Origin of the sequence: Phnomibacter ginsenosidimutans (assembly GCF_009740285.1) — a bacterium.
Lineage (GTDB): Bacteria > Bacteroidota > Bacteroidia > Chitinophagales > Chitinophagaceae > Phnomibacter > Phnomibacter ginsenosidimutans.
On sequence record NZ_CP046566.1, the window covers coordinates 1463185 to 1489292 of the forward strand.

General features: G+C 46.4%; 24 protein-coding genes and 1 pseudogene. 12 read left to right on the forward strand and 13 right to left on the reverse strand.

All coding sequences use genetic code 11. The features are described 5' to 3' along the window. Positions 1-27 precede the first annotated feature (27 nt). The 13 genes from GLV81_RS06215 to GLV81_RS06265 all read right to left on the reverse strand — a co-directional run bounded on the left by GLV81_RS06215 (position 28) and on the right by GLV81_RS06265 (position 10191). Complete coding sequence (locus GLV81_RS06215) at positions 28-1140, reverse strand: ABC transporter permease (protein WP_157477780.1); 1113 nt, start codon at positions 1138-1140, stop codon at positions 28-30. A 108-nt stretch (positions 1141-1248) separates the two neighbouring features. After that, positions 1249-2385: an ABC transporter permease gene (locus GLV81_RS06220; protein WP_246186284.1), complete on the reverse strand. Its 1137-nt coding sequence runs from the start codon at positions 2383-2385 to the stop codon at positions 1249-1251. 150 nt (positions 2386-2535) lie between these two features. Next, positions 2536-2694, reverse strand: coding sequence for a hypothetical protein (locus tag GLV81_RS20075; RefSeq protein WP_246186285.1), 159 nt, complete (start codon positions 2692-2694; stop codon positions 2536-2538). Continuing rightward, entirely contained in the window at positions 2687-3031 is a 345-nt protein-coding gene (locus GLV81_RS21130) for an ATP-binding cassette domain-containing protein (RefSeq protein WP_281350795.1), read from the reverse strand. Before GLV81_RS21130 ends, GLV81_RS20075 begins: the two co-directional genes overlap by 8 nt. Continuing rightward, positions 3015-3287, reverse strand: coding sequence for an ATP-binding cassette domain-containing protein (locus GLV81_RS21135; protein ID WP_281350796.1), 273 nt, complete (start codon positions 3285-3287; stop codon positions 3015-3017). The genes GLV81_RS21130 and GLV81_RS21135 overlap by 17 nt, the downstream gene beginning before the upstream one ends. Beyond that, the gene (locus tag GLV81_RS21550) at positions 3280-3498 is read right to left on the reverse strand and encodes a hypothetical protein (protein WP_157477782.1); all 219 of its coding nucleotides are present in this window, start codon (positions 3496-3498) and stop codon (positions 3280-3282) included. The genes GLV81_RS21135 and GLV81_RS21550 overlap by 8 nt, the downstream gene beginning before the upstream one ends. A 49-nt stretch (positions 3499-3547) precedes the next feature. Beyond that, positions 3548-4210: an ABC transporter ATP-binding protein gene (locus GLV81_RS06235; protein ID WP_157477784.1), complete on the reverse strand. Its 663-nt coding sequence runs from the start codon at positions 4208-4210 to the stop codon at positions 3548-3550. A gap of 154 nt (positions 4211-4364) precedes the next feature. Then, positions 4365-5297 carry an HlyD family secretion protein gene (locus GLV81_RS06240; RefSeq protein WP_157477786.1) on the reverse strand — a complete coding sequence of 311 codons (933 nt, stop codon included), beginning with the start codon at positions 5295-5297 and terminating at the stop codon, positions 4365-4367. A gap of 6 nt (positions 5298-5303) precedes the next feature. Beyond that, positions 5304-6575, reverse strand: a complete 1272-nt coding sequence (locus GLV81_RS06245; RefSeq protein ID WP_157477788.1) for a TolC family protein — start codon at positions 6573-6575, stop codon at positions 5304-5306. Between the two features lie 3 nt (positions 6576-6578). Next, positions 6579-7199, reverse strand: coding sequence for a TetR/AcrR family transcriptional regulator (locus GLV81_RS06250; protein WP_246186286.1), 621 nt, complete (start codon positions 7197-7199; stop codon positions 6579-6581). 76 nt (positions 7200-7275) lie between these two features. Next, on the reverse strand, positions 7276-7740 hold the full coding sequence (locus tag GLV81_RS06255; RefSeq protein WP_157477792.1) for a GNAT family N-acetyltransferase: 465 nt from the start codon (positions 7738-7740) through the stop codon (positions 7276-7278). 417 nt (positions 7741-8157) lie between these two features. Then, positions 8158-9795, reverse strand: coding sequence for a chaperonin GroEL (gene groL / locus GLV81_RS06260; RefSeq protein WP_157477794.1), 1638 nt, complete (start codon positions 9793-9795; stop codon positions 8158-8160). A gap of 108 nt (positions 9796-9903) precedes the next feature. Next, a complete protein-coding gene (locus GLV81_RS06265; protein WP_157477796.1) occupies positions 9904-10191 on the reverse strand; it encodes a co-chaperone GroES in 288 nt (95 codons plus the stop codon). A 235-nt stretch (positions 10192-10426) separates the two neighbouring features. On the opposite strand from GLV81_RS06265, the gene GLV81_RS06270 reads away from it, so the two are divergent. The 12 genes and pseudogenes from GLV81_RS06270 to GLV81_RS06325 all read left to right on the forward strand — a co-directional run bounded on the left by GLV81_RS06270 (position 10427) and on the right by GLV81_RS06325 (position 26101). Then, positions 10427-10888 carry a hypothetical protein gene (locus GLV81_RS06270; protein ID WP_157477798.1) on the forward strand — a complete coding sequence of 154 codons (462 nt, stop codon included), beginning with the start codon at positions 10427-10429 and terminating at the stop codon, positions 10886-10888. Continuing rightward, entirely contained in the window at positions 10843-14904 is a 4062-nt protein-coding gene (locus GLV81_RS06275) for a T9SS type A sorting domain-containing protein (RefSeq protein WP_157477800.1), read from the forward strand. The genes GLV81_RS06270 and GLV81_RS06275 overlap by 46 nt, the downstream gene beginning before the upstream one ends. A 163-nt stretch (positions 14905-15067) precedes the next feature. Next, complete coding sequence (nusB, locus tag GLV81_RS06280; RefSeq protein WP_157477802.1) at positions 15068-16045, forward strand: transcription antitermination factor NusB; 978 nt, start codon at positions 15068-15070, stop codon at positions 16043-16045. 55 nt (positions 16046-16100) lie between these two features. Beyond that, a complete protein-coding gene (locus tag GLV81_RS06285) occupies positions 16101-16595 on the forward strand; it encodes a DUF1573 domain-containing protein (protein ID WP_157477804.1) in 495 nt (164 codons plus the stop codon). A gap of 34 nt (positions 16596-16629) precedes the next feature. After that, entirely contained in the window at positions 16630-16962 is a 333-nt protein-coding gene (gene yajC / locus GLV81_RS06290; RefSeq protein ID WP_157477806.1) for a preprotein translocase subunit YajC, read from the forward strand. Between the two features lie 81 nt (positions 16963-17043). Beyond that, positions 17044-17436: a hypothetical protein gene (locus GLV81_RS06295; RefSeq protein WP_157477808.1), complete on the forward strand. Its 393-nt coding sequence runs from the start codon at positions 17044-17046 to the stop codon at positions 17434-17436. A gap of 52 nt (positions 17437-17488) precedes the next feature. Further along, positions 17489-18367 carry an OstA-like protein gene (locus GLV81_RS06300; RefSeq protein WP_157477810.1) on the forward strand — a complete coding sequence of 293 codons (879 nt, stop codon included), beginning with the start codon at positions 17489-17491 and terminating at the stop codon, positions 18365-18367. Between the two features lie 23 nt (positions 18368-18390). Further along, positions 18391-19107: a hypothetical protein gene (locus GLV81_RS06305; protein ID WP_157477812.1), complete on the forward strand. Its 717-nt coding sequence runs from the start codon at positions 18391-18393 to the stop codon at positions 19105-19107. Positions 19108-19154: 47 nt separating this feature from the next. Continuing rightward, a pseudogene (gene nhaA / locus GLV81_RS06310) lies at positions 19155-20356 on the forward strand (Na+/H+ antiporter NhaA). Positions 20357-20430: 74 nt separating this feature from the next. After that, positions 20431-21177, forward strand: a complete 747-nt coding sequence (locus GLV81_RS06315; RefSeq protein ID WP_157477814.1) for a DeoR/GlpR family DNA-binding transcription regulator — start codon at positions 20431-20433, stop codon at positions 21175-21177. A 240-nt stretch (positions 21178-21417) separates the two neighbouring features. After that, positions 21418-24504, forward strand: a complete 3087-nt coding sequence (locus GLV81_RS06320) for a SusC/RagA family TonB-linked outer membrane protein (protein ID WP_157477816.1) — start codon at positions 21418-21420, stop codon at positions 24502-24504. A gap of 19 nt (positions 24505-24523) precedes the next feature. Beyond that, positions 24524-26101, forward strand: coding sequence for a SusD/RagB family nutrient-binding outer membrane lipoprotein (locus tag GLV81_RS06325; protein WP_157477817.1), 1578 nt, complete (start codon positions 24524-24526; stop codon positions 26099-26101). Positions 26102-26108 lie beyond the last annotated feature (7 nt).

Here is a 26108-nt window from a genome sequence, read left to right on the forward strand (position 1 = left end):
ATTGCTGACAGCCCCAATACAAAAACGTTATGCTCTTTTTCGATAATTGAGGATGGCCCATACATTGAGCACCACCGCAAATATGGCCATGATGCCGAGGTGGCGACTGATATCGGTAAACCCGCTGCCTTTGAGGACCAGCATCCGCATGACATCAATGAAATAAGAAACCGGATTGAAACGGGTAATGACTTGTGCCCAGTGGGGCATACTATCGATAGGTGTGTATAAGCCGCCGAGCAAAATGAAAATCATCATGAGGAAAAAGGCGATGAGCATGGCTTGCTGCTGTGTGTGGGCATAGGTGCTTATGAGCAGGCCGAGGCCCAACACAGCCATCATGTACACGGCGGCAAATGCATAGAGCAAGGGCAGACTGCCGACGGGTACAATACCATACGCTACCCGGGCAATGATGAGGCCAAGACTGAGCGATACCATACCCAATACCCAAAAAGGGATGAGCTTGCCGAGGATGAAATATTGCTTGCGGACGGGTGTAACGTTGATTTGTTCGATGGTGCCGATTTCTTTTTCCCGAACGATATTGAGGGCCGTGAGAAATGCACCTACCATGGTGAGCAAAATGGCGAGGATGCCGGGCACCATGAATTTTTGATAACTCATACGCACATTGAACCAGTTGGAATTAGTAGTGAGTATTTGCGGCTGCTGGCTGTGCCGCGGCAATTGCAACCAATGCTGCCTTATGTCGGTATTAAACTGCCGGATGATGGTATTGAGATAACCTGCGCCAATGTTGGCCTTGGTGCCATTGACTGCATTCACACTCATGTGTAGAGGCGCTTCGTTTTCCCGTATCAGTGTGCGTTCGAAATGTTGGGGTATGTCGAGAATAATATCTGCTTCATCGGTTTCAATATAGGAAAGCGCCTGTGTGTAAGAGGCTGGCATGGCCACGAGTTTGAAATAACCGGAAGCGGCAATTTGCCGGGTGAGTTGGCGGCTGTAGGTGCTGTGGTCGTGGTCTACCACTGCAATGTTTACATTCTTCACTTCGTAATCGGCCGCCAATGGCATCACTACCAACTGAATGATGGGCATGATGAAGATCATCCGCAGGATGGCCGGGTCGCGGAAGATTTGGCGGAATTCTTTTTCGATGAGGAAGCGGAGCATGGGGGGAGAGTTGATTAGTTTACGAGTTCACGTGTTTACGGATTTGTTTAGCGTTTGTTGATTTTGGATTGTGGTTCTTTGTATTCCTGCTTTCTTATTTTTTATTCCTTATTCCAAACGAATCTTAAACTTCCTTGCAGTTAATGCAATCAGGCCAACAGTCATGCCGGTAAGGATGAGCATTTCTTTCCAGATGGCGGCAATGCCCAGTCCTTTGATCATGATGCTTTTGACAATAATGAAATACCACTTGGCTGGTATGATGTTGCTCATGACCTGTAACGGTATGGGCATGTTTTCGATGGGGAACATGAAACCACTCAACATGAGTGTGGGGAGGAACATGCCCACCAATGAGATGAGCATGGCTATTTGTTGCGATGCTGTGAGGGTGCTGATGAGCAAACCCAACGACAAGGCGGTGATGGTAAAGAGCATGCTGGTGGCCAGCAATAAACCAAGGCTGCCGGCAATGGGTAAGTCGAGTGCAAATACACTGAGCAATAAGATGGTGCCAATGTTGACCATACTGAGCAATAAATACGGAATGGCTTTGGCAATGATGATGAGAATGGGTCGCAACGGAGACGCCAGCAAAATTTCCATGGTGCCATTTTCTTTTTCCCGTACTACGGAAATGGAAGTCATCATGGTACTGACGAGCAATAAAATCATGGCCATGACACCGGGTACAAAATTGTACGCCCCTTTCAACTGTGGGTTGTAGAGCATCCGCATGCTGCTGTTGATGTTGTATGGCAGTTTGCTGCCCAGCAATGCTTGTTGTTCATCGCCAATAATGGCATTGGCATAGTTGGTGACTGTTGTAGCCACGTTGGGGTCGGAAGCATCGGCTATGATTTGAATGGTTGCTTGTCCGCCATGCTGCAGGTTGTATTCAAACTGTGTGGGAAAAATCAACGCCATTTTGATTTTGCCTTCTTTAAAGGCTGATTCAATTTGCTGTGGCGATTGCAGTTCCTGTTCAATATCGAAATACTGGCTGGCAGCAAAGCGTTGGGTAATGCGCAGGCTGCTGGCATCTTTCGAAGGATCGAGGATAGCGATTTTGGCATTCTTTACTTCGTTGGTGAGTGCAAAGCCAAACAACGTGATTTGCACCACGGGCATGCCAAACAAAATGAACAATGTTCGCTTGTCTCTCCAGATGTGGAGAAACTCTTTTTTACAAATGAGAGGAATTGAGCGAACATGGTTCTTTTTAGTTTTAAATACAGCGTTCACGAGTTGCTGCTGCCTTGATCTTGCCGAAGGTGTGTTTGAAGATTTATTGTTACAGCGGTCACAAGTTTTTACTGTTTGTTGTTTTTGGTTTGTTGTTCTCGGTTTGTAAACTTTCTTATTCCTTATTTTCTGTTTTTTATTCCTTATTCACTAATCGCCACTGCGCTTCGCCTTTCTGGCCAGTTGCAAAAACACTTCTTCCATATCTTGGGCATGAAACTGTTGTCTTAGTTGTGCAGGCGTATCCATCGCTTCGATTTTGCCATCTACCATAATGCATACGCGGTTGCAATACTCTGCTTCATCCATGTAGTGTGGTTACAAATACGGTGGTGCCTGCATTGGCAGCCCGGTAAATCATTTCCCAAAACTCTCTGCGGGTAATGGGGTCAACACCGCCGGTAGGTTCATCTAAAAACACCAGTGGCGGGTTGTGAAAAATGGCCACGCTAAAGGCAAGCTTTTGCTTCCAACCGAGGGGTAATGTTTTTACCAGACTGTTGAGTTCGTGTTGTAAATGAAGTTCCTCTACAATGGCGGCGGTTTTCTGTTTGATGGCAGCTGAGCTCATTCCATAAATTCCACCATAGAGGCGCATGTTTTCCCGTACCGTGAGGTCTTCGTACAAGCTAAACTTCTGGCTCATGTAGCCAATGTTGCGCTTCGATCATTTCCGATTGGGTTCGCACATCAAAACCTGCTACGCTGGCTTCGCCGGAAGTAGGAGAGAGCAGGCCGCAGAACATGCGCATGGCTGTACTTTTACCCGCACCATTGGCGCCAAGGAATCCAAAGATTTCACCCTTGTGAACATCTAAGCTTATTGCATCCACAGCCGTGAAATCGCCAAAGGTTTTGGTGAGCTTGTTGGCCGTGATGATATGTGAATTGGTATCAATCATGGGGTTGGTTCATGAGGTGCATAAACACGTCTTCGATATTAGCGGTGATACGTTGGATGTTGATTTGCTCGTGGCCTAATTGCTGTAAGTATTGTTGCAGTGCTTCTTCCGATTGCCAGGTATCAGAAGCAGTGATGTGATAGGTTTCGCCAAAAGGGAAAACAGTCTCAATGCCGTTGTAATCTCTCAGGTGCTGGAGCAGCGTGTACATGCTGCCGGCCTTCACCGACCATAGCGGTTGTGTGTAAGAATGAATGATATCAGCTGGAGGATTGATCTCGTAAAAAACGACCGTCTTGCATGAGGGCTACACGGTCGCACAACGCTGCTTCATCCATATAAGGTGTGGCCACTAAAATGCTGAGGCCCTCTTGCTTTAGGTGTTGCAGCATTTGCCAAAACTCTTTGCGGCTTACCACATCTACACCCGTGGTTGGCTCATCCAAAAACAGCACTTCGGGTTTGTGAATGAGGGCACAACTCAACGCCAGCTTTTGTTTCATACCACCGCTGAGCTTACCAGCCTTGCGGTCTTTAAAAGGTGCAATCTGTTCGTAAATGTCTTTGATGAGGTGATAGTTCGCTTCGATGCTGGTATTGAAAATGCTGGCAAAAAAATCGAGGTTTTCCTGCACCGATAAATCCTGGTATAAAGAAAACCGCCCGGGCATGTAGCCAATTTTTTGTCTGATTTTTTTGAAGTCTTTTACGACATCCAAACCCGCTACAGATGCTGTGCCTTTGGTGGGCAACAGCAAAGTAGTGAGGATACGAATCAGCGAAGTTTTACCCGCACCATCCGGGCCAATGAGGCCAAACAGTTCGCCGGATTTTACCTGCAGCGATACATCCTGCAATGCTGACACCACGGCCTTGCCGTTTTGGTAGTCTTTGCTGATGTTATGTGCGGTGATGCTGTACATGTTTTATGCTTAATGCTGAAAGCGAAAGGCTGAAGGCTTGTGCGTTTGTTGTTTTTTGTTTGTGGTTGTAGGGATGGAGAAATGGTTTTTCACTCTTACTGGTTGTTTTTTCCAGCACCTACTACCTGACTACTAATTACTAATTACACCTGCATTACCAGTCCACTTCTCCATACTGTCCAATTTTCAAATAACCATCGTTCGGTACCAATACTTTGATAGCATACACGAGGTTAGCACGTTCGTCTTTGGTTTGGATGGTTTTGGGTGTGAACTCTGCTTTGTCTGCAATCCAGATGATAGCGCCGCTGTAGGTTTTATAGTTCTTCTTGCCATCGTCTACCAAAACTTTTACCTGCTGGCCGAGTTTGATTTGACTCAGTTGGTCGCCGGTGATGTAGGCTCTTAGTTGCAAATTGCTTAGGTCAGCAATTTTGTACAAGGCTTTGCCGGCACCTACTACTTCGCCGGCGTTGGCATATTTCAGCAATACCGTTCCGTTAATCGGGTTGATGACATTGCTGCGATTGATTTGATCGGCTATGATGTCAGCTCTTTTCGTAAGCGGTGCTTGCTCACTCAAAATGCTTCTGTTAGCAGTACCCACGGTGCTTTGCTGCACATTCATTTGCTGGCGGGTGACCAGCATTTGTTGTTGCAGCACATTGATTTGCGCCACAATATCATCCAGCTGCTTGGGTGTGGCCGCGTCTGCTTTTACCAATGCTTCAAAGCGACGTTTTTCTTTTTCCAACGTGGCCATTTGTGCTTGCTGCACCTGCAATTGCTCTTGCAGCAATTTGAGTTGTGGTTGTACATCGTTGGTTTTTTGTTGCAATGCATTAGCACTCGCTTCAATCTGTGCTTTTTGCAGTGCCAGATTACCAGCATCAATTTTTACCACTACGCTGTCTTGTGCAATTGTTTGGCCTTCTTCAATGGGCATCCACAATATTTTGCCGGCTACTTCGGCTGATACAATGACTTCATCGGCTTCAAAAGTACCGGTGGCATCGTATGCCGGACCTTTGTTGCCGCAGGCTTGCAAGAGCCCTGCTGCGGCTATAAGTAGGGTGAGTTTTTTCATGTTGATTTATTTTCCTGCGGTGGTAGAATAGTTGAGTAATGCCTGTACCAATTGCAATTGATGCAGTGCCAATGCTTGCCGTGCCTGGTCTTCTGCATTCACTTCGCGGAGGTAATCGCTGGCAGTGATAACGCCGTTTTCCAATTGTGCTTTTGCGGCTTCTTTTACCTGTTTTTTCAATGCAATGATTTGGTTATCGGTACCAATGAGTGCCTGCAATTTGCTGATTGCCGACTGCTGTTGGCGCAATTGAGCCGTGGTTTGTTGCATAAAGTTTTCCTGCTGTGCCTGTATGTCTTTGCGGTTGATGGCCGCTTGAATTTTGTCGTTGTTCTTGTTGTAAAAATTGCTGAGGTTCCAACTCAAACGAATACCTGTTGTGGCAAATGGCGCAAATTCATTTTTCAGCATGTTCAAACCCGGGCGGCCATAACCGGCATTGGCAAAAGCACTGATGCGGGGCTGCAGTTTGTTGGTAACGGTCGTAGCTTGCAGCTGATACAAACTGTCTTGCAGTTGGTAGAGTTGCAACTCCGGCCGGCTGATGTCGTTGGCACTCACCATAGCTGGAACTTCTGGGGCTTCCAGCACAGCATCGGCTGCTATTGTTTGTCCGGTGTACAATGCCAACACACTCAACAAGCCTTCACGGTCGTTTTGTAATTCAATGCGGCGTTGTTGGGCTTTCAGTTGTTCTGCCTCCATCAGTGCCAGGTTGGAGCGAAAGGCAGTGCCATATTCCACCTGCGCTTTTACTTTGGCTATGCCCGCTGCTATGTCTTTAAACAAAATGTTGAGCTGCTGTTGCTGCTCATCTATCAGCAAAACATTCAGGTAGAGGTTGTTGATGCGTTCTTTTAATTGCTGTAATGCCACATTTACTTCTTCTTCCCGCAACAGTTGCTGCAAGTGCGTCATTTCTTTTTGCCTGCGATTGATGCCGCCGTCGTATATCAGTTGATTCACATCCAGTGTAGCCCGGTACTGATCTTTACTCAGCGGGTCTATTTTAGGGAAACCCGGAATATTACCCACTTGCAAGGCCGTTACATCGGATTGCCAGCTGGCTTGCGCATTTACACTGAGTTGTGGCAAAAAGTTATTATTGAGATTAGCCGTTTGCGTTTTGGCCGTTTCTGCCGCCAATGCTTTGCGTTTCAACAAGGGCAATTGTGCCGCTGCCTGCTGCTGTACTTGCGGTAGTGTAAGCCGATGCTGTGCGTGGCTCCACCAAGGCCAGCAACAGAGTATTACTAAATAGGGCAGAAGTGTTTTCATCCATTATGGTTTTATGGCTTGAATGATGAACTGGCTGACAGCCGTTTTGCGTTCTTGAAGCAGTTGTATAAATGCAGCATCATTTACATGCATCATGCGTTGCAGCATGGGCCGGGCTACAAAAGGAAACACACAAAGACTCATCACATTCATCATGAGTTGGCGAGGGTCAATGGGGCGAATGATGCCTTGCTGTGCGGCCACTGCAAACTGCTGCGCAATTACTTGAATATTGCCCGCCATTTCCGGCCGGATGTATGTATTGAAAAACTCATCGGGGTTGCGGTGTATTTCGCTGAGCACAAACACCGGAATGAAGGGGTGCTCCATCACAATGGAAATATAGGCTTCGGTAAAGCGTTCAATTTTTTCGAACACAGAACCGGGTTGCTGAAAAATATCTGCCAACTCGGGCAGCAGCTTGCCAAAAGATTCCTTGAAAATCACTTCGAACAACTTCTCCTTACTCCTGAAATAATAGTGCAACAGGGCTTTGTTGATGCCAGCTTCATCGGCTATTTCCTGCATGCGGGCACCGGCAAACCCCTTGCGGATAAAGACATTGCGGGCTGCTGTCAGTATTTTTTGTTCTGCGTTTTCTATCGCTGTTTCAGTATTACCCACTTGGTTTAACCGTTTGGTTAAATGCAAAGAAAAGGAATCTTCATTTACTTGGAGCAATTTTTTTATAAGGCTTGGATTATAGGGGCTGGGAGATGGATTTGCTGAAGCAAACACTGTTGGCAACACCCGCATACTGCCCATAGTTGGATGTTAATTGATAGCCGCATTTCTTGTATAGGGCAATGGCTTCTGGCTGACGGGTACCTGTTTCTAACACTGCTTGCTGATACCCGAGGCTCGAAGCCCATTGTTCCAAAGCCTGCAATACTTGGGCTGCCACACCTTTGCCTCGCATGGCAGGTTTGGTGTACATCCGTTTTATTTCCACTGTATCTGCATCAAAGGGTTTGAAGGCGCCGCAGGCTACAGGTTCTTCATTTTCATACAATACAATAGCATGTCGTATGTGGCTGATACCATTGAATTGGGCGTAGAAGCTATGTTCTTCGCCGTCTCTTTCCGCCAGCTCTGCATCGAGCAGTTGTACAAGGGCGATGAAATCGGGAAGGCCGCTGTCTGTATGTAGTATTTGATAAGCCATCGGGGCAATATAAAAAGAAACCCCGTCTGCATTTGCAAACGGGGTTTGTGTAGAAGGAGGCTGTTGGCTCCGGTCTTCTGACTTTCCCGACTTTACCTCTCCCGGCCTCTCCAAAGGAGAGGGGACGTAGGGTGGGCGGTTGCTTTTTTGTCTCCGGACTCTAAACTTTCGGACTTTCCATCTTCCGGACTTTACCTCACCCGGCCTCTCCAAAGGAGAGGGGACGTAGAGTGGGTGGTTGCCTTTGCTCTCCAGACTCCAGACTTTCGGACTTTCCGTCTTCAGGACTTTCCGACTTCCCCGACTTTCGGTCTTCCCGTCTCTCGAGTGAAAAAAGAAACCCCGTCTGCCATTGCAAACGGGGTTTGTATTGAAGAGAGGCTTTCGGTCTTTCGGACTTTCCGTCTCCCGACTTTCTTAGTAATCCATTCCGCCCATGCCTGGGTGACCACCTGCAGGAGCTGCAGATTTAGGTTCTGGCTTGTCGGCAATCACACACTCCGTAGTGAGGAGCATACCGGCAATAGAAGCGGCATTTTCCAATGCTACGCGGCTTACTTTGGTGGGGTCAATTACACCAGCCTTGAAGAGGTTTTCGTACACTTCAGTGCGGGCATTGAAACCAAAGTCTTTGGTACCTTCTTTAATTTTCTGCACTACAATTGAACCGTCGATGCCGGCGTTGGCAGTAAGGGTACGCATAGGCTCTTCCAGTGCACGACGTACAATAGCCATACCTGTTTGCTCATCTGCAATCTGTCCTTTTACCTTGGCTTCCAAAGCTTCGATAGCACGGATATAAGCCACGCCACCACCAGGTACAATACCTTCTTCTACAGCGGCACGGGTAGCATGCAGGGCATCATCTACGCGGTCCTTCTTTTCTTTCATTTCTACTTCGGTAGTAGCACCTACGTAAAGTACGGCTACACCACCCGCCAGTTTCGCCAAACGCTCCTGGAGCTTTTCACGATCGTAGTCGGAAGTAGTGGTTTCAATTTGTGCTTTGATTTGGTTGACACGGGCAGCAATGTCCTTCTTGTCACCCTTGCCACCAACGATAGTAGTATTGTCTTTGTCGATGGTTACGCTGGCAGCCTGACCGAGGTAAGTGAGGTCAGCATTTTCCAACTTGTAACCTTGCTCTTCGCTGATAACGATACCCTTGGTGAGGATAGCAATGTCCTGGAGCATTTCTTTGCGGCGGTCGCCAAATCCGGGTGCTTTTACAGCAGCCACTTTCAAGGTACCACGCAGTTTGTTTACCACCAATGTAGCCAGTGCTTCACCTTCCAGATCTTCGGCAATGATCAGCAGCGGACGACCGCCCTGAGCTACTTTCTCGAGGATGTGGAGGATATCTTTCATGGCGCTGATCTTCTTGTCGAAAATCAGGATGTAGGGGTTCTGCAGTTCAGCTTCCATCTTCTCGCTGTTGGTTACGAAGTAGGGGCTGATATAACCGCGGTCGAACTGCATACCTTCTACTACATCTACGGTAGTGTCGGTGCCTTTGGCTTCTTCTACGGTAATGACACCTTCTTTGCCCACTTTGGCAAAAGCTTCGGCAATGAGCTTACCGATGGTTTCGTCGTTGTTGGCAGAGATAGTTGCTACCTGCTGAATTTTCTTGCTGTCGTTGCCTACAGCCTGGCTTTGTCCTTTCAGGTTGGCTACTACGAGGCTTACGGCTTTGTCAATGCCACGCTTCAGGTCCATGGGGTTGGCACCAGCGGCTACCATTTTCAGGCCTTCGCTAATGATAGATTGAGCCAGTACAGTGGCAGTAGTAGTACCGTCGCCGGCAATGTCAGCAGTTTTGCTGGCTACTTCCTTCACCATTTGGGCGCCCATGTTTTCAATGGCGTCTTCCAGTTCAATTTCTTTTGCTACGCTTACACCGTCTTTGGTTACTGCAGGAGCACCAAATTTCTTTTCGATGACAACGTTGCGGCCCTTAGGACCGAGGGTTACTTTCACGGCATTTGCCAGGGTATCAACGCCCTTTTTCATTTTATTGCGGGCTTCGATATCGAAGAAAATTTGCTTAGCCATATGGATAATTTGAAAATTTTAAAATTTGAAAATGAGAAAATGGGGATGCTTTTGTTGGTCGACGCAAGCGAACATTAGCACATTAGCTAATTAGCTAATCGGCACATTTTAAACGATGGCCAGAATGTCGCTTTCACGCATGATGAGGTAGTCGGCACCTTCAATGCTGATTTCAGTACCGGCATATTTGCCATACAATACGGTATCACCAGCTTTTACGGTTACGGGCTCATCTTTTTTGCCAGGACCAGCGGCTACTACTGTGCCACGCTGAGGTTTTTCTTTGGCTGTATCGGGGATGATGATGCCGCCGGCAGTTTTTTCTTCCGCTGCAGCGGGCTTTACAATTACCCTGTCATGCAGGGGAGTCACCGACAGTTTTTTCTCTTTGGCCATAAAACGTATTGTTTTAGTGTTTTAAATGAATGAGTTATGTGCTGGCCTATCTGCCATAATTGTGCCATGGGCGGCAACTGGCACTTGTTAAAGCCATTTTTGCAGATTGGTACGTATATCTGCTGTCATGTGGCGGATATTCTGTACAATTTTTCAGCAGGAATTGCCAAAAAGACATTCATCAGGTGAACTTGGCGGGGCCAAGTTTTGTATGTTAGCAACCCAATAAAGTAATATGATCAAATTTACACCTTACTTATTGTTAGTGGCCGGTCTTGCAGGCTCAGGTATGCATGCCTTTCAGGCCTATCAAAATGCCGCAGCCGAAGACAATCAACACACCAAAACACTCAAGGAACTCAAACGCGAAGCCAAGCAGGATGGCATTGACAGAGCCATTGCCTGGGATTATGAGCTTACCCGGGAGCCCGGTACCGGTAGGGTGCCGGTAGAAAAATTGCTGGAGGTCCGTAAACTCCGCGACCAGATTATTGCCACAAAAAAAATCAATCCGCTGGCACCTGTTACAGGTATTACCTGGGTAGAAAGGGGGCCAAACAATGTGGGTGGCCGCAGCAGGGTAGCCTGGTTTGATTTGGGCGACGTAGCCAATGGCTACAAAAAGTATGGGCCGGCTCAGTTGGTGGCGGTTTGTGGTATACCACCGACATTACGGCAGCCTCACCTACATGGATAAAAGTGAACGACTTTTTTGACAATATAGCCGTTACCTCATTTGCACAAAATGCCAGCAATCCAGCTGTAATGTACTTCGGTACCGGAGAAGGTTGGTTTAATGGCGATGCCATTGAAGGTTTGGGCATTTGGAAAAGTACCAATGGCGGTACCACCTGGACCCGCCTGACCAGTACCGGCAATTTTGCCTATGTGCAAGATTTGCAATTGGACAATTCCGGCAACTTATATGCCTCTCTACGCAACCGCACTGTCACACAGGCGGTGGGCATTCAAAAATCAGTGGATGGCGGAGCCAGTTGGACGCAGGTATTAGGCGCTCCGGTGCAGGGGCCCAATAGTCGTGGCGCCGATCTGGAGCTGGCTGCCAATGGCGATATGTATGCCAGCATTGGTTTTTTTGCCACCGGCAGGGTTTATCGCAGTGCACAATCCATCCATGGTATCAATACCGGAAATGTGGGTACTTGGGAAGATATTACACCAGACCCAAGTACCAATGTAGTACCGATTGCATCGGCCACAGATGCGTATGACCGTATAGAACTGGCGGTATCGCCCAGCAGCAGCAATTTGCTATATGCCATTTTTGAAGGAAACGGCACTCAGAATGCCGCTTACATTAAGCAGTATGATGCCAATACCAACACCTGGACCAGTAAGAGTGTGCCTACCATTATTGACCAGGGCAGCAACTCGAATTTTACCCGTGGCCAAGCCTGGTACGATTTGATTGCGGCAGTAGATCCGCTCAACAGCAACAGCCTCTACATTGGCGGGGTTGATGCGCTGCGTTCGGACAATGCCGGCTCTAGCTGGAGTCAAAAAACAACCTGGAGCTTGTTTGCAGCAACCGGATATACAACTGCACAAAATGTTCACGCCGACCACCATGCACTTACCTATGCACCCGGCAGCAGTAGTCGTATGGTATTGGGTACAGATGGCGGTATAGATTACACTGCCGATGCTGACAATACCACGGTAGGTGTATTCCCCACATTTGCCCGCAAAAACACCGGCTATAACGTAACGCAATTTTATGCTGTGGCAAATCACCCTACTAATCCGAATTTTTTTTTGGCAGGGGCGCAGGACAACGGTAGTCATCGCTTTACTGCAGCTGGTATGAACAGCACAACACAGGTAACTGGCGGTGATGGGGCTTTCTGTCATATCGATCAGAATGAGCCAAACATCATGATTACCTCTTACGTGTATAATAACTACTATGTATCTACCAACGGAGGCACTTCATTTTCCAATCGTTTTAAAGCCAATACCGGAGGTTTTATTAATCCAACGGATTATGATGATTATGCCAATATTCTTTATGGTGGCAACTCTGCCGGCACCTATTTCAGGTATTTAAACCCAGCTACAGATGGCGCAACAAATAATGTAGCTGTAAGCAATTTCGGTAGTGGTAGTGTTACTCATGTAAGTGTGTCGCCTAGTATTAGTAACCGCGTATACTTTGGCACCAATAATGGAAGAGTGGTGGCAGTAGACGCTGCCAATACTGGTACATCCAAAACAGGTACGCTGGTTTGGAACTCTGGTATTGCCGGTTCTGTCTCTTGTATAGCAATTGACCCTTCTAATGAGCAACATATGCTCGTTACATTTAGCAACTATGGTGTAAACAGTGTGTGGGAAACCAACAATGGCGGGGCTTCATGGACTTCTGTAGAAGGCAATTTGCCAGATATGCCAGTACGTTGGGCCGTATTTGATCCCCGCAACAGTGATCATGCATTGCTGGCAACAGAAATGGGCGTGTGGAGTACAGATAATTTGAATGGAACATCTACCGCCTGGGATCCTACGAATACGGGACTAGCCAATGTACGGGTAAACATGTTGCAATATACTCATGGCACAGGTGTGCTTTCTGCAGCCACACATGGCCGCGGTTTGTATACAGCTCAAGTGCCTGCCCGCACTACACCAGATGTAAATTTTCAGTTTGCAAAAGCTGTAATGACTGAGGCAACAACGGGTTTTGCTGATTGTAGATCATATACAGATTACACTGTTTTTTTAACCATATCTAAAGCACCTGTAGGCGATGCAAACGTAACTGTACAAGTGGGTGCAGGTACTACAGCCACAGAAGGTCAGGATTTTCAAATTTCGACCAACGGAAGCTTTGCAACACCGAGTAAAAACACTGTTTTTCTAAGTGGTTCTTCGTCCTCCAAAGCCATTACAGTGCGGGTGTTTAATGATGCTCAAATTGAAGGAGAAGAAGTTATTAATCTCACTTATAGCTTGTCTGGCAGTACAGATGCAGCTACAGGCTTGTCTGCTCAAACTGTAAGTATAGTTATACCAGATGATGATGCGTTACCATCAGCAGGTGGCATCACCACTGTAACTGCTGGCATATACGAAGCCACATTTACTCAGCCATTCCGAGGTGATTTTACAGATGCTAAAACACAAATGATTTATACCGCAGCAGAGTTGAGAGCATTGGGCTTGGGGGCTGGAACCATTACTCAATTAGGATTTGAAATCACCGCTAAGAATTCGTTAGGGGCATATGAAAATTTCAGGTTGTCAATGAAACAGGTCAGCCTGGAAAGTTTCAATGGTAACGTGGCATTGCAAACAGGCTTGACTACCGTTTTTAGTACCCCTAATTATTACAGTCAGGCAGGCATCAATGATTTTATGCTGCAAACACCATTTGCATGGGATGGGGTGAGTAACATTTTGGTTGAAATGTGTTTTGATAATGATTTGGCCAACCCGGCTGCCGGTGGTGGAGCCGATCCAGTTAAAACTGAAATCACTTCTACCAGCAATGATGCATCACCGGCTATAATGGCTATTTGGAAAAGAGAAAATGGCAACAGTTGTGATGGATTAACCAGCTCGGGTACCTTGTACACAGGCGCCGGAACCAGTTACTATCGTCCGGTGATGCGCTTCAGAGGTGCATCCAGCGGATCTGTAAATATTGCAGCCGCAGTAAACACCAACAATACCTACTATTTTGGACCATTTGCTGATATCTATATCTACAACAGCACAGGTTCAGAAATTATGGCCCGTTTGCGCAACCTGTCGGCACACGATTACGGTTGTACTGTGGTAAACATCGACCGTGCAGGTACTACCAGCAAAGCCTTCTGGAACAATACTACGGCCAACCATCTTTTCGATAAAACATTTACAGTAACACCAACCAACAACAACGCATCAGGTAGTTATGAAATCACTTTGTACTACACAGATGCCGAAGTACAAGGCTGGCAAACTGCTACCGGCCAAAGCTGGAACAGTAGCATGATGGTGAAAACAACTTCGCCCATCAGCAGCTACACCGCAGGCAGTGTACCGGTAAATCAGGTTGAAGTAAACGCATCACCGGTGCGGGGCACATTTGGTACGGGCCGCACTATTATGGCGCAGTTCAATACCGGTTTCTCCGGCTTTGGTGTAGGCGTGCCAGATGCAACTTTACCAGTTACCTGGTTGGATGTACAGGCCAAGGGCAACAGCGATCACAACCTCATTAGCTGGACTGTGGGCAGTGAGCAAAACAACAATCGTTTTGATGTACAAATCAGCAGGGATGGCAATAGCTACACTACAATGGGCAGTATTCGTAGCCGTGGCAATACCAACAGCAGCCGGGTGTACAACTTCAAGCACATCAAGCCGCAAGCGGGTATCAACTACTACCGCATTTTGCAGGTAGATGCCGATGGCAAGAGCAGTATGAGTAAAGTGGTTTCTGTACGCAGCACCGCTACCAGCAATGCCCGTCCGTTTGTATTCCCAACGGTGGCTACCAGCAGCATCACCCTCAACATGGGCGAACTGGTAACCAAGCCCGTACAGTGGGAGCTGTTTAGCAGCGATATGCGCCTGATGAAGCGCAGTGCCAGCATCAGCAATTTTGTACAAACAGGCATAGACGTAAGCACTTTGCCTGCCGGTACTTACTTCTTGCGCATCAATAAAGATGGTAAACAAGAATCGCTGAAATTTGTGAAACAATAATTACAGCATCGGCTGTTGTCAGGGCCGCTCCGCAAGGGGCGGCCCTTTTTATGAAATGCCAAACGGTCGTTAAACCACCGCTGCTTCCGCCTCCGTTCTGATTCTGCTTAGGGGTTTCGGCTGCCAACCATTACCTTTGCCCGCCTTCAAAAAAGTTCTTTATATGATAAGCAGGCGAAATATCAGGGTGAAAGTGATGCAGTGCTTGTATGCGTTGCGTACAGGTAATGAGTTGCCTTTCCCTTCCAAAGTGTTTCAAAACAGCAAGAAGCCGGTTACACCGGCGGCCAGCGAAAGCACGGCCGAAAAATTGCTCCGTCGTCAGTTCGATTACAGCATTTCATTGTTCATTTATCAGGTTTGGTTTTTAACCGAAGTGGCCCGCTATGCCGAAACCGATGCCCGCAACCGTGCGGCCAAGCATTTGCCTACGGCCGAAGATTTATCTGTGCCTGTAAAAATTGCCGGCAACGAATTGTTGTGGCGCATTTTGGAAAGCAGTTTTTACAAAGACGGGGTAGAACAGTACCAGCCTTCGATGATTGAAGAAAGCCAGGAGTGGATTAAAAAAACCTACAACCTGCTTACGCAAAGCACCCCTTATGCGGTGTACAACAGTGCTGAAGGCCGGGAGAAAAAATCAGAAAAGGAAATTCTTGAATTCATTTACAACGATTTGATGCTGGCCAACGAAGATTGGGTAAGCTTTATTGAAGAGTTGTACACCAATTGGGATGATGATGCCGAAATGTTGCAACTGCTGATGCTGCATTATTTGCAAAAGCCCGGTGTGTTTCAGTTGAAGGAAATGATTGGTCAGGAAAAGTTTGTTTTTGCCTGCCAACTGCTGGATGCCGCTGAAAAAAAGAAAACGGTGCTCGACGAATGGATTACTCCCAAACTGCGCAACTGGGACGCCGATCGTTTGGCACAATTAGATATGATTTTGCTGGAGCTGGGCGTAGCAGAGTTTCTGTTTTTTGAAACCATTCCGCCAAAAGTTACCATCAACGAATACATTGATTTGGCAAAAGCGTACAGCACCAACCAGAGTGGCCAGTTTGTAAATGGTATTCTCGATAACATTCGCAAAGAGCTGGAGGCCGCAGGAAAAATGGAAAAAGTAGCCTTTAAAAAATAGTAGGAAATTGTTGCTGAATGGCGCAATTTGCAGCGGTTCAAGTCAAGCTGTTACCATGAACATGAAAATTATTTTACTGGCCGCATTATCGGTAAGTTTTGTAGCCTGTCTGTCGGAAGCAGACACCAAAGTGCCTGCAGAAGGCGGCATTGACCGTGCAACTGTGCTCAATGATTCGGCCAATTATACCAGCATTCAGTGGCTGGATTCCATACAGGATATGGGCAAAATTCGGGAAGGACAAAAGTTGGAAGTTACTTTCCGCATGAAAAACACCGGCACCAAACCATTGATTGTACAAAGCGTAAATGCCAGCTGCGGTTGCACCGTTCCTTCAAAACCAGAAGAACCTGTAATGCCCGGAGCCGAAGCTTCTGTAAAAGCAGTGTTTGATAGCCAGGGACGCAGTGGAGTAAATCATAAAACCATTACTGTCGTTACCAATACTGTAGGCACTCAAAGCCATGTGTTGGAGTTTAATGTAGAAGTGATTGGCAGCACAGAAGGACCTAAGGCCAGTACGCCGCAGCCGGTGAAGCCTGGTATTTAAATCGTAATTTTTTATAACCAAATAAGCAACAATAATGAGTCAGTTTTTAGTACTGCTGGCAGCACCCGGTGGCAAAAGCAGTGGTTTCGAATTTATCTTTTTGGGCATGATGATTTTGGTGTTCTGGTTGTTCATGATCAGACCACAAGCCAAGAAGGCCAAAGAGCAAAAGAAGTTTGTAGAGAACCTGCAAAAGGGTGATAAAATTGTAACCATCGCTGGTATCCACGGCACCATCAACAAAGTAAATGAAGATGGAACCCTGCAGCTGGAAGTAAGCCCCGGCAGCTACATCAAAATCGAAAAAAGTGCATTGAGTATGGAGTGGACTGCTAACGTAAACAAGCAGCCTGCCCCTGCAAAATAAGCAGCAGTCGATAGCCTTATTTACAAACCCTGCCATTACAATGGCAGGGTTTGTTATTATTGTGCGGCCAAATTAAATGCCATGAAAAAACTCCGCTGGATAGTACCCGTCGCCGTTTGTTTAATGCTCATGAGTTTCGGTTTGTTTGAACCACTCAAAGGCACGTGGAGCAACAAAAATGGACAAACCATACGTTTCACGAAGGGCAACCAGTGCGAATGGATTTTGAACATGGAAGGCCGCAGCGATACTTTTCGCATTACCTATCATTACGAAAAAACAGGCAAGACTTCTGGCATACTCGATTTGGGCCCCTTCGACCGTGGTTTTTTGAAAGGAAAAACACTCTACGGTATTATAGAATGGAGTAAAAAGAAAGACAGTTTTCAGTACGATGCCGAACCGGGCAAATCAGAAAAAGTACGCCCCAAAACCATGAACCCCGATCAGGTACAAGTGTACAGCCGCCAATAGCCGGGGTGGTTTAACATTGTTGCAGCGCAGGCTTGCACAACATTCTGTTTCTTTGACCACTTTTATGCGTTATCTGTTTATCAGTTGTTTATGGTTGTTGTCGGTAGCTGGTTGGGCACAGGGTACTGTGGCACCACCAACAGACAGCACCCGCAGGTTGGAAATCATCAAAGCCCAGCGATACAATTTTGAAAAAGTAGATTCACTCACCCGCTTGTTGTCGCTGGCAGGCAATGTGCAACTGCGGCAGGAGGGTACCTTGTTTTACGCCGACAGTGCCGTGCTCAATGAAGTAACCAATGTGATTGAAGCATTCGGCAACATTCACATCAATGATGGCGATTCACTGCATACTTACAGCAAGTACCTCCGCTACAAAGGCAATGAAAAGCATGCATACCTAAAAACCAATGTGCGGCTGGTTGACAACAAAGGTTCTGTTCTTACCACCAATGAGCTGAACTACGACATGAACCTTGGTATTGCCGATTACAAATCGGGTGGCAAAGTGCTGAACAAAAAAACAGTACTCACCAGCAAGAATGCCAAATATTATGAAGCCACAAAAGATGTGGTGTTTTCGAAAGAAGTGGTGCTGAAAGACCCGGAGTACAACATGGCTACCGATTCATTGCAGTACAACTCCCGTACAGAAGTGGCCACGTTTATTGCGCCAACCACCATCATCAACGGCAAGCGAAAAATATACACCAGCAGCGGCTATTACGATTTAAAAAACAACAAAGCGGTGTTTGGCAAACGCCCTGTGATTGAAGACAGTACCTATACCATCGTAAGCGATGACATGGCTTTTGATGACAAAGAAGGTTTGGGACAGTTTAATGGCAATGTGGTGTACAGAGATACAGCCAGCGGTGTGGCGGTGTTGAGCAATCAGTTGTTTGCCAACAAGAAGAATTCTTCTTTTTAGCTACGCAAATGCCGTTGTTGATTTTGAAACAAGATCAGGATTCTGTTTTCATCACTGCAGATACGTTATTCAGTGGTAAAATCACCACACAACTCAATCGGAGCATTCCCATTATCATAGACACAGCAGGCAAAAACTATATTGCACCCGACCTAAATGGAAAGGACAGCAGCATGAATCGCTTTTTTGAAGCCTGGCATCATGTTCGCATTTTTTCCGACTCGGTGCAGGCCGTGGCAGACAGTATGTTTTATGCCGGCACAGATTCAGCATTCCGCTTGTTTACCGGACCCATTGTTTGGGCCAATGAAAGCCAGATTACAGCAGATACGATGTATCTCTTTACCAAGAACAAAAAGGCCGACAGGCTCTTTGCATACTTCAACGGATTTGTGATCAACAGGGTGCAGGGCGAAGCCTACAATCAGGTAAAAGGCAATACGATTAATGCATTGTTTACTGAGGGAAACATTAGTTATGTACGTACCAAAGGCCGTGCTGAAAGTGTGTACTATGCATTGGACGACTATGATAAGTTTGTAGGCATGAACAAAAGCACTGCCGATGCCATCGATATGTTTTTTGAAAACAAAAAGGCAAAACGGGTGAAGTTCATCAATGATTTGAAAGGAACAACTTACCCGATAAGGCAAATACCTCCGGGCGAAAACCGGCTGAAAGGTTTCAACTGGCAAGACCAAAAGCGACCAAAAAGCTTTGCAGAATTGCTCGGCCGCTAAGGATGCTTTATTTTGACAAAGCAATTTGTAGCAGCTAAATTATTCTTATGCCCATTCTTTTTCTGAAGAGAAGATTTATAACCTACCTGCAAGAGTTCATTCATGATAGCCGGGCTATCGGTATCATCTTGCTGGTAAATACTGTGTTGGCGTTGCTGCTGGCCAATTCGCCATGGGGCAATGCTTTCATTGGAGCCATTACTACCGAGTTCGAATTTTTGCACCATTGGCATTTGCCACATTCCGCCTTGCATTTCATCAACGATGGGTTGATGGCAGTGTTCTTTTTTTGGTAGGCATGGAAATCAAACGGGAGTTGGTGATGGGAGAGTTGTCTTCTGTAAAAAGAGCCATATTACCCATTGGCGCTGCCGTTGGTGGCATGATAGTGCCTGCTGTTTTGTATGTATTTTTCAATAAAGGCGGACAATTTCAGCAGGGATGGGGTGTACCAACGGCTACGGATATTGCTTTTTCATTGGGCATTGCCAGCATGCTGGGTAAAAAATTTCCCGCCAACCTGAAAATCTTTTTGATGGCTCTGGCTATCATCGATGACTTAGGTGCCATTTTAGTGATTGCTTTTTTTTATGGCGGTGCCATTAAAGGCATGTTTTTATTGCTGGCATGTTTTATCCTGTTGTTGCTGTATTTCATGAACCGCCGCAAAATGACATTCGGTGCGCCTCATTTTATATTGGGCATTTTGCTTTGGTACTGCTTGTTCAATTCTGGTATTCATGCCACTATTTCCGGTGTGCTGCTGGCCTTTATGGTGCCCGATAAACAGCTGGCAGGTTTTGAAATGAAATTCCACAACCCAGTCAACTTTTTTATACTGCCCGTTTTTGCTTTGGTAAACACAGCCATTGTAGTAAATGGCGATATGCTGCAAAATGCGATACACAGCACATTGGCCTGGGGGGTATTTGTGGGGTTGGTGATTGGTAAACCCGTTGGTATCACCCTGGCTTGCTGGTTGCTGGTTCGAAAAAAAGCGGCTGTGCTGCCAAGAGGAATCGATTGGTACCACATCGTTGGCGCCGGCATTTTAGCAGGCATTGGTTTTACCATGTCCATTTTTATTACAGCCCTTGCTTTTGGAGATGCCATTCATCAGGATATCTCAAAAATGGCCATTTTAATTGGCGCCCTTGTGAGTGTGTTGCTTGGGTTTGGTTGGTTTTCGGCCGGTTTTATCAGAAAACTATTTGCTGTTCAGGAGGCGCCGGAGGAAGCGGCAGCCTGAGAAAATATTTTCCCCCGACATAGGATGCTGTCATCAAAATCCTATATTTATGCGGGTTTATGCAGGTTTTTGCCATGTTGAAACAAGAAAGACACGCTTTTATTATTCAGCAACTAAACGTACACAACCGGGTGTATAGTACCGATTTGCAACAACGATTGGATGTATCGGAAGATACCATCCGCCGCGATTTGCAGGAATTGGCTGAAGATGGGGTGCTTATAAAAGTGCACGGCGGAGCGGTATCCAAAAGTTTTCATTTTACCCTTTCCAACAATAAAGTGTATTTGCCCGAAGAAAAAAAGCTGATTGCCCGCAAAGCAGTGCAGCTTATACAATCGGGCATGGTTATTTTGCTCACAGGTGGCACCACCATAAGGGAGCTTATCAATATTTTGCCGGCAGAGCTAACGGCCACTTTTATTACCCCAAGTGTGCCCATTGCATTGGAGCTGATGAACCATCCGCATAGCGAGGTTATTTTTATAGGCAACAAACTGAACAAGCATGCACAGATGGCTGTGGGAGCGGAGGTAAACCGTCAGCTGGGGTCCATCCGTGCCGACCTGTGTATACTCGGTACCAATGCACTGGATGCCACTGCAGGCATTACAGAAACTGCATGGGACATAATAGAAGTAAAAAAGGAATTGATTCGGTCGGCAGATAAATTGGTGTCCATTGCCATTTCTGAAAAGCTGAATACCATACAACCCTTGCAGGTGTGCAGCACCAATGAGATAGATATTTTAGTAACCGAAATCGACCCACAAGATCCGATGTTGAAACCTTATCGGGAGCAGGGCATCAACCTGCTGTAGGCGGCGTTTGTAGCGCTTTGCTTGCCTTTCATGTGGATAGCTAGCTGTCATTCTTTCCACATCAACCAAAAAAAAGTTCCCCTTTTACCTAAAGATTGTTAAACTTGCTAATTGAAGCTGTTTGCAGGTTTTTGCGGTTTTGCGTGTTTGAGTATAAAATAACTGCTGCTTAAATACTATTGCCTATACCTGCTTATGGCAATCATCTTCAAACCAAAGGTGATTTTAAAAACTGCACTTATGAGAAAAATTTGGCGTGCCTTGATGGTCGGCTGTTTTATGCTGGCTGCTGCGCTGGCTATTGCGCAGGAAAAAAATGTATCGGGCAAAGTAACCGATGCTAAAGACAACAACATTTTGGTTGGAGTAACCGTAACCAACACCAAAACGGGTAAAAACACCCTGACTGATGCAAAAGGTGTATTCAACATCATGGCGTCGGTAGGCGATGTACTTCGTTTTACATATGTTGGCTACACCTCCCGCACCGTTACTACAAGTCAGTCGGCTACCATGGATGTTGCCCTTACATCTACCGAGTCTGAGTTGGATGATGTAGTAGTTACAGCATTGGGCATCAAAAAGCAAAAACGCAGCGTGGGCTATGCCACAAACGACGTTGCCGGTCCTGCACTGGCTGAAACCCAACGCGACAACTTTGTAAATGCACTTGCCGGCCGTTTGCCGGGTGTGAGCGTTACCGGTACCACCGGCATGCCCGGGGCCTCCACCAATATTCAGCTGCGGGGTGTAAACTCATTGAGTGGCAGCAACCAGCCATTGTTTGTGATTAACGGTTTGCCCATTAATAACCAAACCTTCAACGCAAACAACATGGTGATGCAAACGGAAAACCGCACCATCGACTTTAGCAGCCGTATTGGCGACCTGAACCCTGAGGACATTGAAAGCATTACTGTATTGAAAGGACCTGAAGCCGCAGCACTTTATGGTATTGATGCTGCCAATGGGGCCATTATAATTACCACCAAAAAAGGACAGGTAGGTGCTGGAAAATTGAGCTACTCTTACAGCTACGGTGTAGAAAAACCTGGCAATCTGCCCGAGTTTGACAGGGTATACGCCCGGGGTATCAATGGCATTGCCAATGATAATACTTTCTCCATGTTTGGTCCTAAGTATGGCCCTAATGATACCTTGTACAACAACACAGATGGTTTCTTTCGGAATGGCCAATTGCAGCGTCACAACCTCACATTTGAAGGTGGCGTAGACCAGTTTACATACCGTCTCAGCGGTGGCTACAGCAGCCGCGAGGGAGTTGTGCCAACCACCAAGTTTGATCGTATGAACGTATCATCCGATTTGAACGCCAAATTGTTCCGCAATAAACTCACGGTTTCATTGAACATGCAATACATATATACCTATAACCAAAAGGTATCAAAAGGCAACAACAGTTTCCTGTTATCTGTATTGCGCTGGCCGGCTGATGATGATATGAAAAATTATCTGAATCCCAATGGCAGCCGTCGTCGTGTAACAACAGGTACTGAAATCGAAAACCCCTATTTCGATGTGTTTAAAAACCAACTGTTCGACCGGGGCAACCGCTTCATTACCAATCTGGGGCTCAATTATGACATCACCAAATGGCTGTCGGTGAATTCAAGAATCGGCGCCGATGTCTTTGGTGGTTTCTACAGCGTTTTTTATCATCCTGAATCAAACCGTGCTGGTGGTAATACGGGGGGTAGCATAGACAATTCTAACAATACCAACCGCACCATAACAATGCAGAATTTCATTCAGGCCCGCAAGTCTATATGGAAAAACAAGCTTGATATTACAGCCCGGATAGGTAATGCCATGTATGATTTTGATGACAACACCTACTCTGTTCGCGGCGAAAAACTGCTTGATCCCAATTTCAACAACCTGAACAACACTGATTTGACAACACAACGCCAGCGGAGTACCCGTTCACGTAAAAGGGTGGTTGGTTTCTTCGGAAGTGTAGATTTGGGGTATAAAAATTGGCTGTATGCTACTGTTACCGGTCGTAACGACTGGTCTTCAACACTGCCCACTTCCACTAATTCCTTTTTCTATCCTTCCGTGTCGGGCTCATTCATCCCCAGCGAATTCATAAAAAATGATAAACTGAAAAAGGTATTGAGCTATGTTAAAGTTCGTGGTTCAATCGCTCAGGTAGGTAAAGACGCACGTCCATACAGCCTTTATCCTGCCCTGGAATCGCAAACCACTACCGGCGGCGGCTATGCTTATGGCTTCACAGCTCCCAATCCATTCCTTCGTCCTGAAAAAGTCACCAGTAAGGAAATTGGTGCTGAAGTACAGCTCTTTAAAAACCGTGTTAGCATCGATTTCGCTTACTACAAATCCAAGTCTGTTGATCAAATCATCAATGGTTTGCGTATCAGCTATGGCACAGGCTTCATTCTCAAGAATATCAATGGGGGTGAGCTTGAAAACTGGGGCTACGAGGGTATGGTGCGCATAGGTATCATGCAGCGCAAAGATTTCCGCTGGGAGTTATCACTCAATGGAACCACCACAAACAGCAAACTGACGAAAATGCCTGACGGAGTACCGGAGTATTATAACTCTGATACCTGGTTGTATGGCAACGTAAGAAACGGTGCTCGACTCAATGGTCCGCTGACAACATTGACAGCCCGTTATGAATACGAAAAAAATGCTGCTGGTCAGTTACTCATCAACCCCAGCAATGGTTTGCCTATTTTGAAGGATAACACAATATGGCCGATTGCCGGCGACCGGAACCCTGATTTCAGAGGTGGTATCGGCAACAATTTCAGCTACAAAGGCATTAACCTGAACTTCCTGCTTGACATTCGTGTAGGTGGCGATGTCTACAATGCCACTGGACTGGATCTCTATACATTGGGTTTGCACCAGCGTACCATAGACAACAGAGAAGTACCGGTGACTTTCAATGGCGTTTTGAAAGATGGTTTGGAAAATTCCGCCACTCCCACGCCTAATAACATTGTTATCAATCCCTACTACAACAACACCTTTTACAGTAGTTCAGTTATTGATCAGGAATTCATTGAGCGTGATGTAAACTGGTTGCGCCTGCGAGATATAACACTGAGCTATATGATTCCGCAAGCATGGCTGAAGAAAGTGAAGTTGTTTAAAACGGCCAGTGTTGGCATTACAGCCACCGATCTGTTTATGATTACTAACTACAGCGGTGGAGATCCAGGTGTAAACGGAACCACTACTGCTACCGGTGGTAGCGGCAGCGTAGGTATCGATTATGGTAATCTACCTGTTTCTAAAACCTTCAACTTCAACCTGCGGGTGTCTCTGTAACCTGAAAAACGAAAGCATTATGAATAAGATTATTAAAATGAGTCGCTATTGTGTGGTAGCTGCCAGCATGGCCATGCTGTTCAGCTCCTGCAGCAAGTACCTCGATGTAAATAGCAATCCCAACGGACCAGAAGTGGTAGATCCGGCATTGTATCTTTCATCCATACAGGCCAACTATGCACTGGGCATGCAGTTTGATGCCCGTATGTTGGGTCCGTATGTACAAAACTTTCATCACATTACTACTTCACTATCCACCAGTACAGGTACCAACAATGCCGATATACACGGCTATGTACGCTCCAGTGATTTTGGCGGCGACCTCTGGCGAAATGTATACTGGAAAGGGGGCTTTAACACACTGGACCTTATAAAGCAAGCCAAGGAACAGAAAAAGTGGGATCTGCTTGGTGTAGGCTATGTAATGCAAGCATTGGGATGGCAATGGCTGACCGACTATCATGGAGAAATCATTCTTCGGGAAGCGTTTAATGAAAATCAGAACACCTTCAAGTATGACAGTCAGGAGGTGGTGTACAAATATGTTGACAGCCTCACCCGTGCCGGCATTGCAGAATTGCAGAAAACCAGTGATGGGGTTGGATCGAGCTTGTTTGGCCGTTTCGATCTAATATACAAAGGTGATCGTAATCGTTGGATCAAGTTTGCCTGGGGTTTGCTGGCGTTGCAGCATCAGCACTTGTCAAGAAAGTCAACCGGCTATAATCCTGATTCAGTTATTGCCTATGTAGATCGTTCATTTGCCAACAACGCCGATGATGCAATGGTTCCCTTCCTTGGTCAGGCCAGCACTGATGCCAACTTCTTTGGCCCCTTGCGCAACAACCTGCCCAACTTTGGTCAATCTGCATTTATTGTACGCCTTACAGATGGTACTTTGTTTACCGGTGCCATCGACCCACGCCGCCCCGTATACCTTACCACTTCTACAGATGGCATGTACAGAGGGTTGCAGCCAGGTGTTGGTCAGGCCAGCCAGACAGCAGCTACTTCGGTACGGTCTCTGTTTAACACTCAGCTTGGGCTTACTTCTTCACAACCTGCAGGCACAGTGGGTAAATACCTGTTTCAGAACAATGCACCTTTTCCAATTATGACCTATTCGCAGCTGCAGTTTGTAAAGGCAGAAGCGGCCTTCATAAAAGGCGACAAGCAACTGGCCCGTACTGCTTATCTCAACGGGTTGAATGCTAGTCTTGATTTTGTTCGATCTTATGCAACTGATGTACTGGCATACAATACAGCCCGTACAACTTACATGACAAACCCTGCCATTGTTCCACCTACTGCTGCAGACCTGACGTTGAGCCAAATTATGCTGCAGAAATACATTTCCCAGTGGTGTTGGGGTTTCCTGGAAACCTGGTGTGACCTGAGGAAGTATGATTATGATGCCAATGTGTTTACCACCTTTACATTGCCATCAACTTACTTCGTAGATAACAATGGTAAGCCTGCCTACCGCATCCGGCCTCGTTACAATTCAGAATACATCTGGAATATAGATGCATTGACAGCCATAGGCGGTTTTGATATCGATTATCACACTAAGAAAATGTGGATTCACCAACAATAAACTTTTG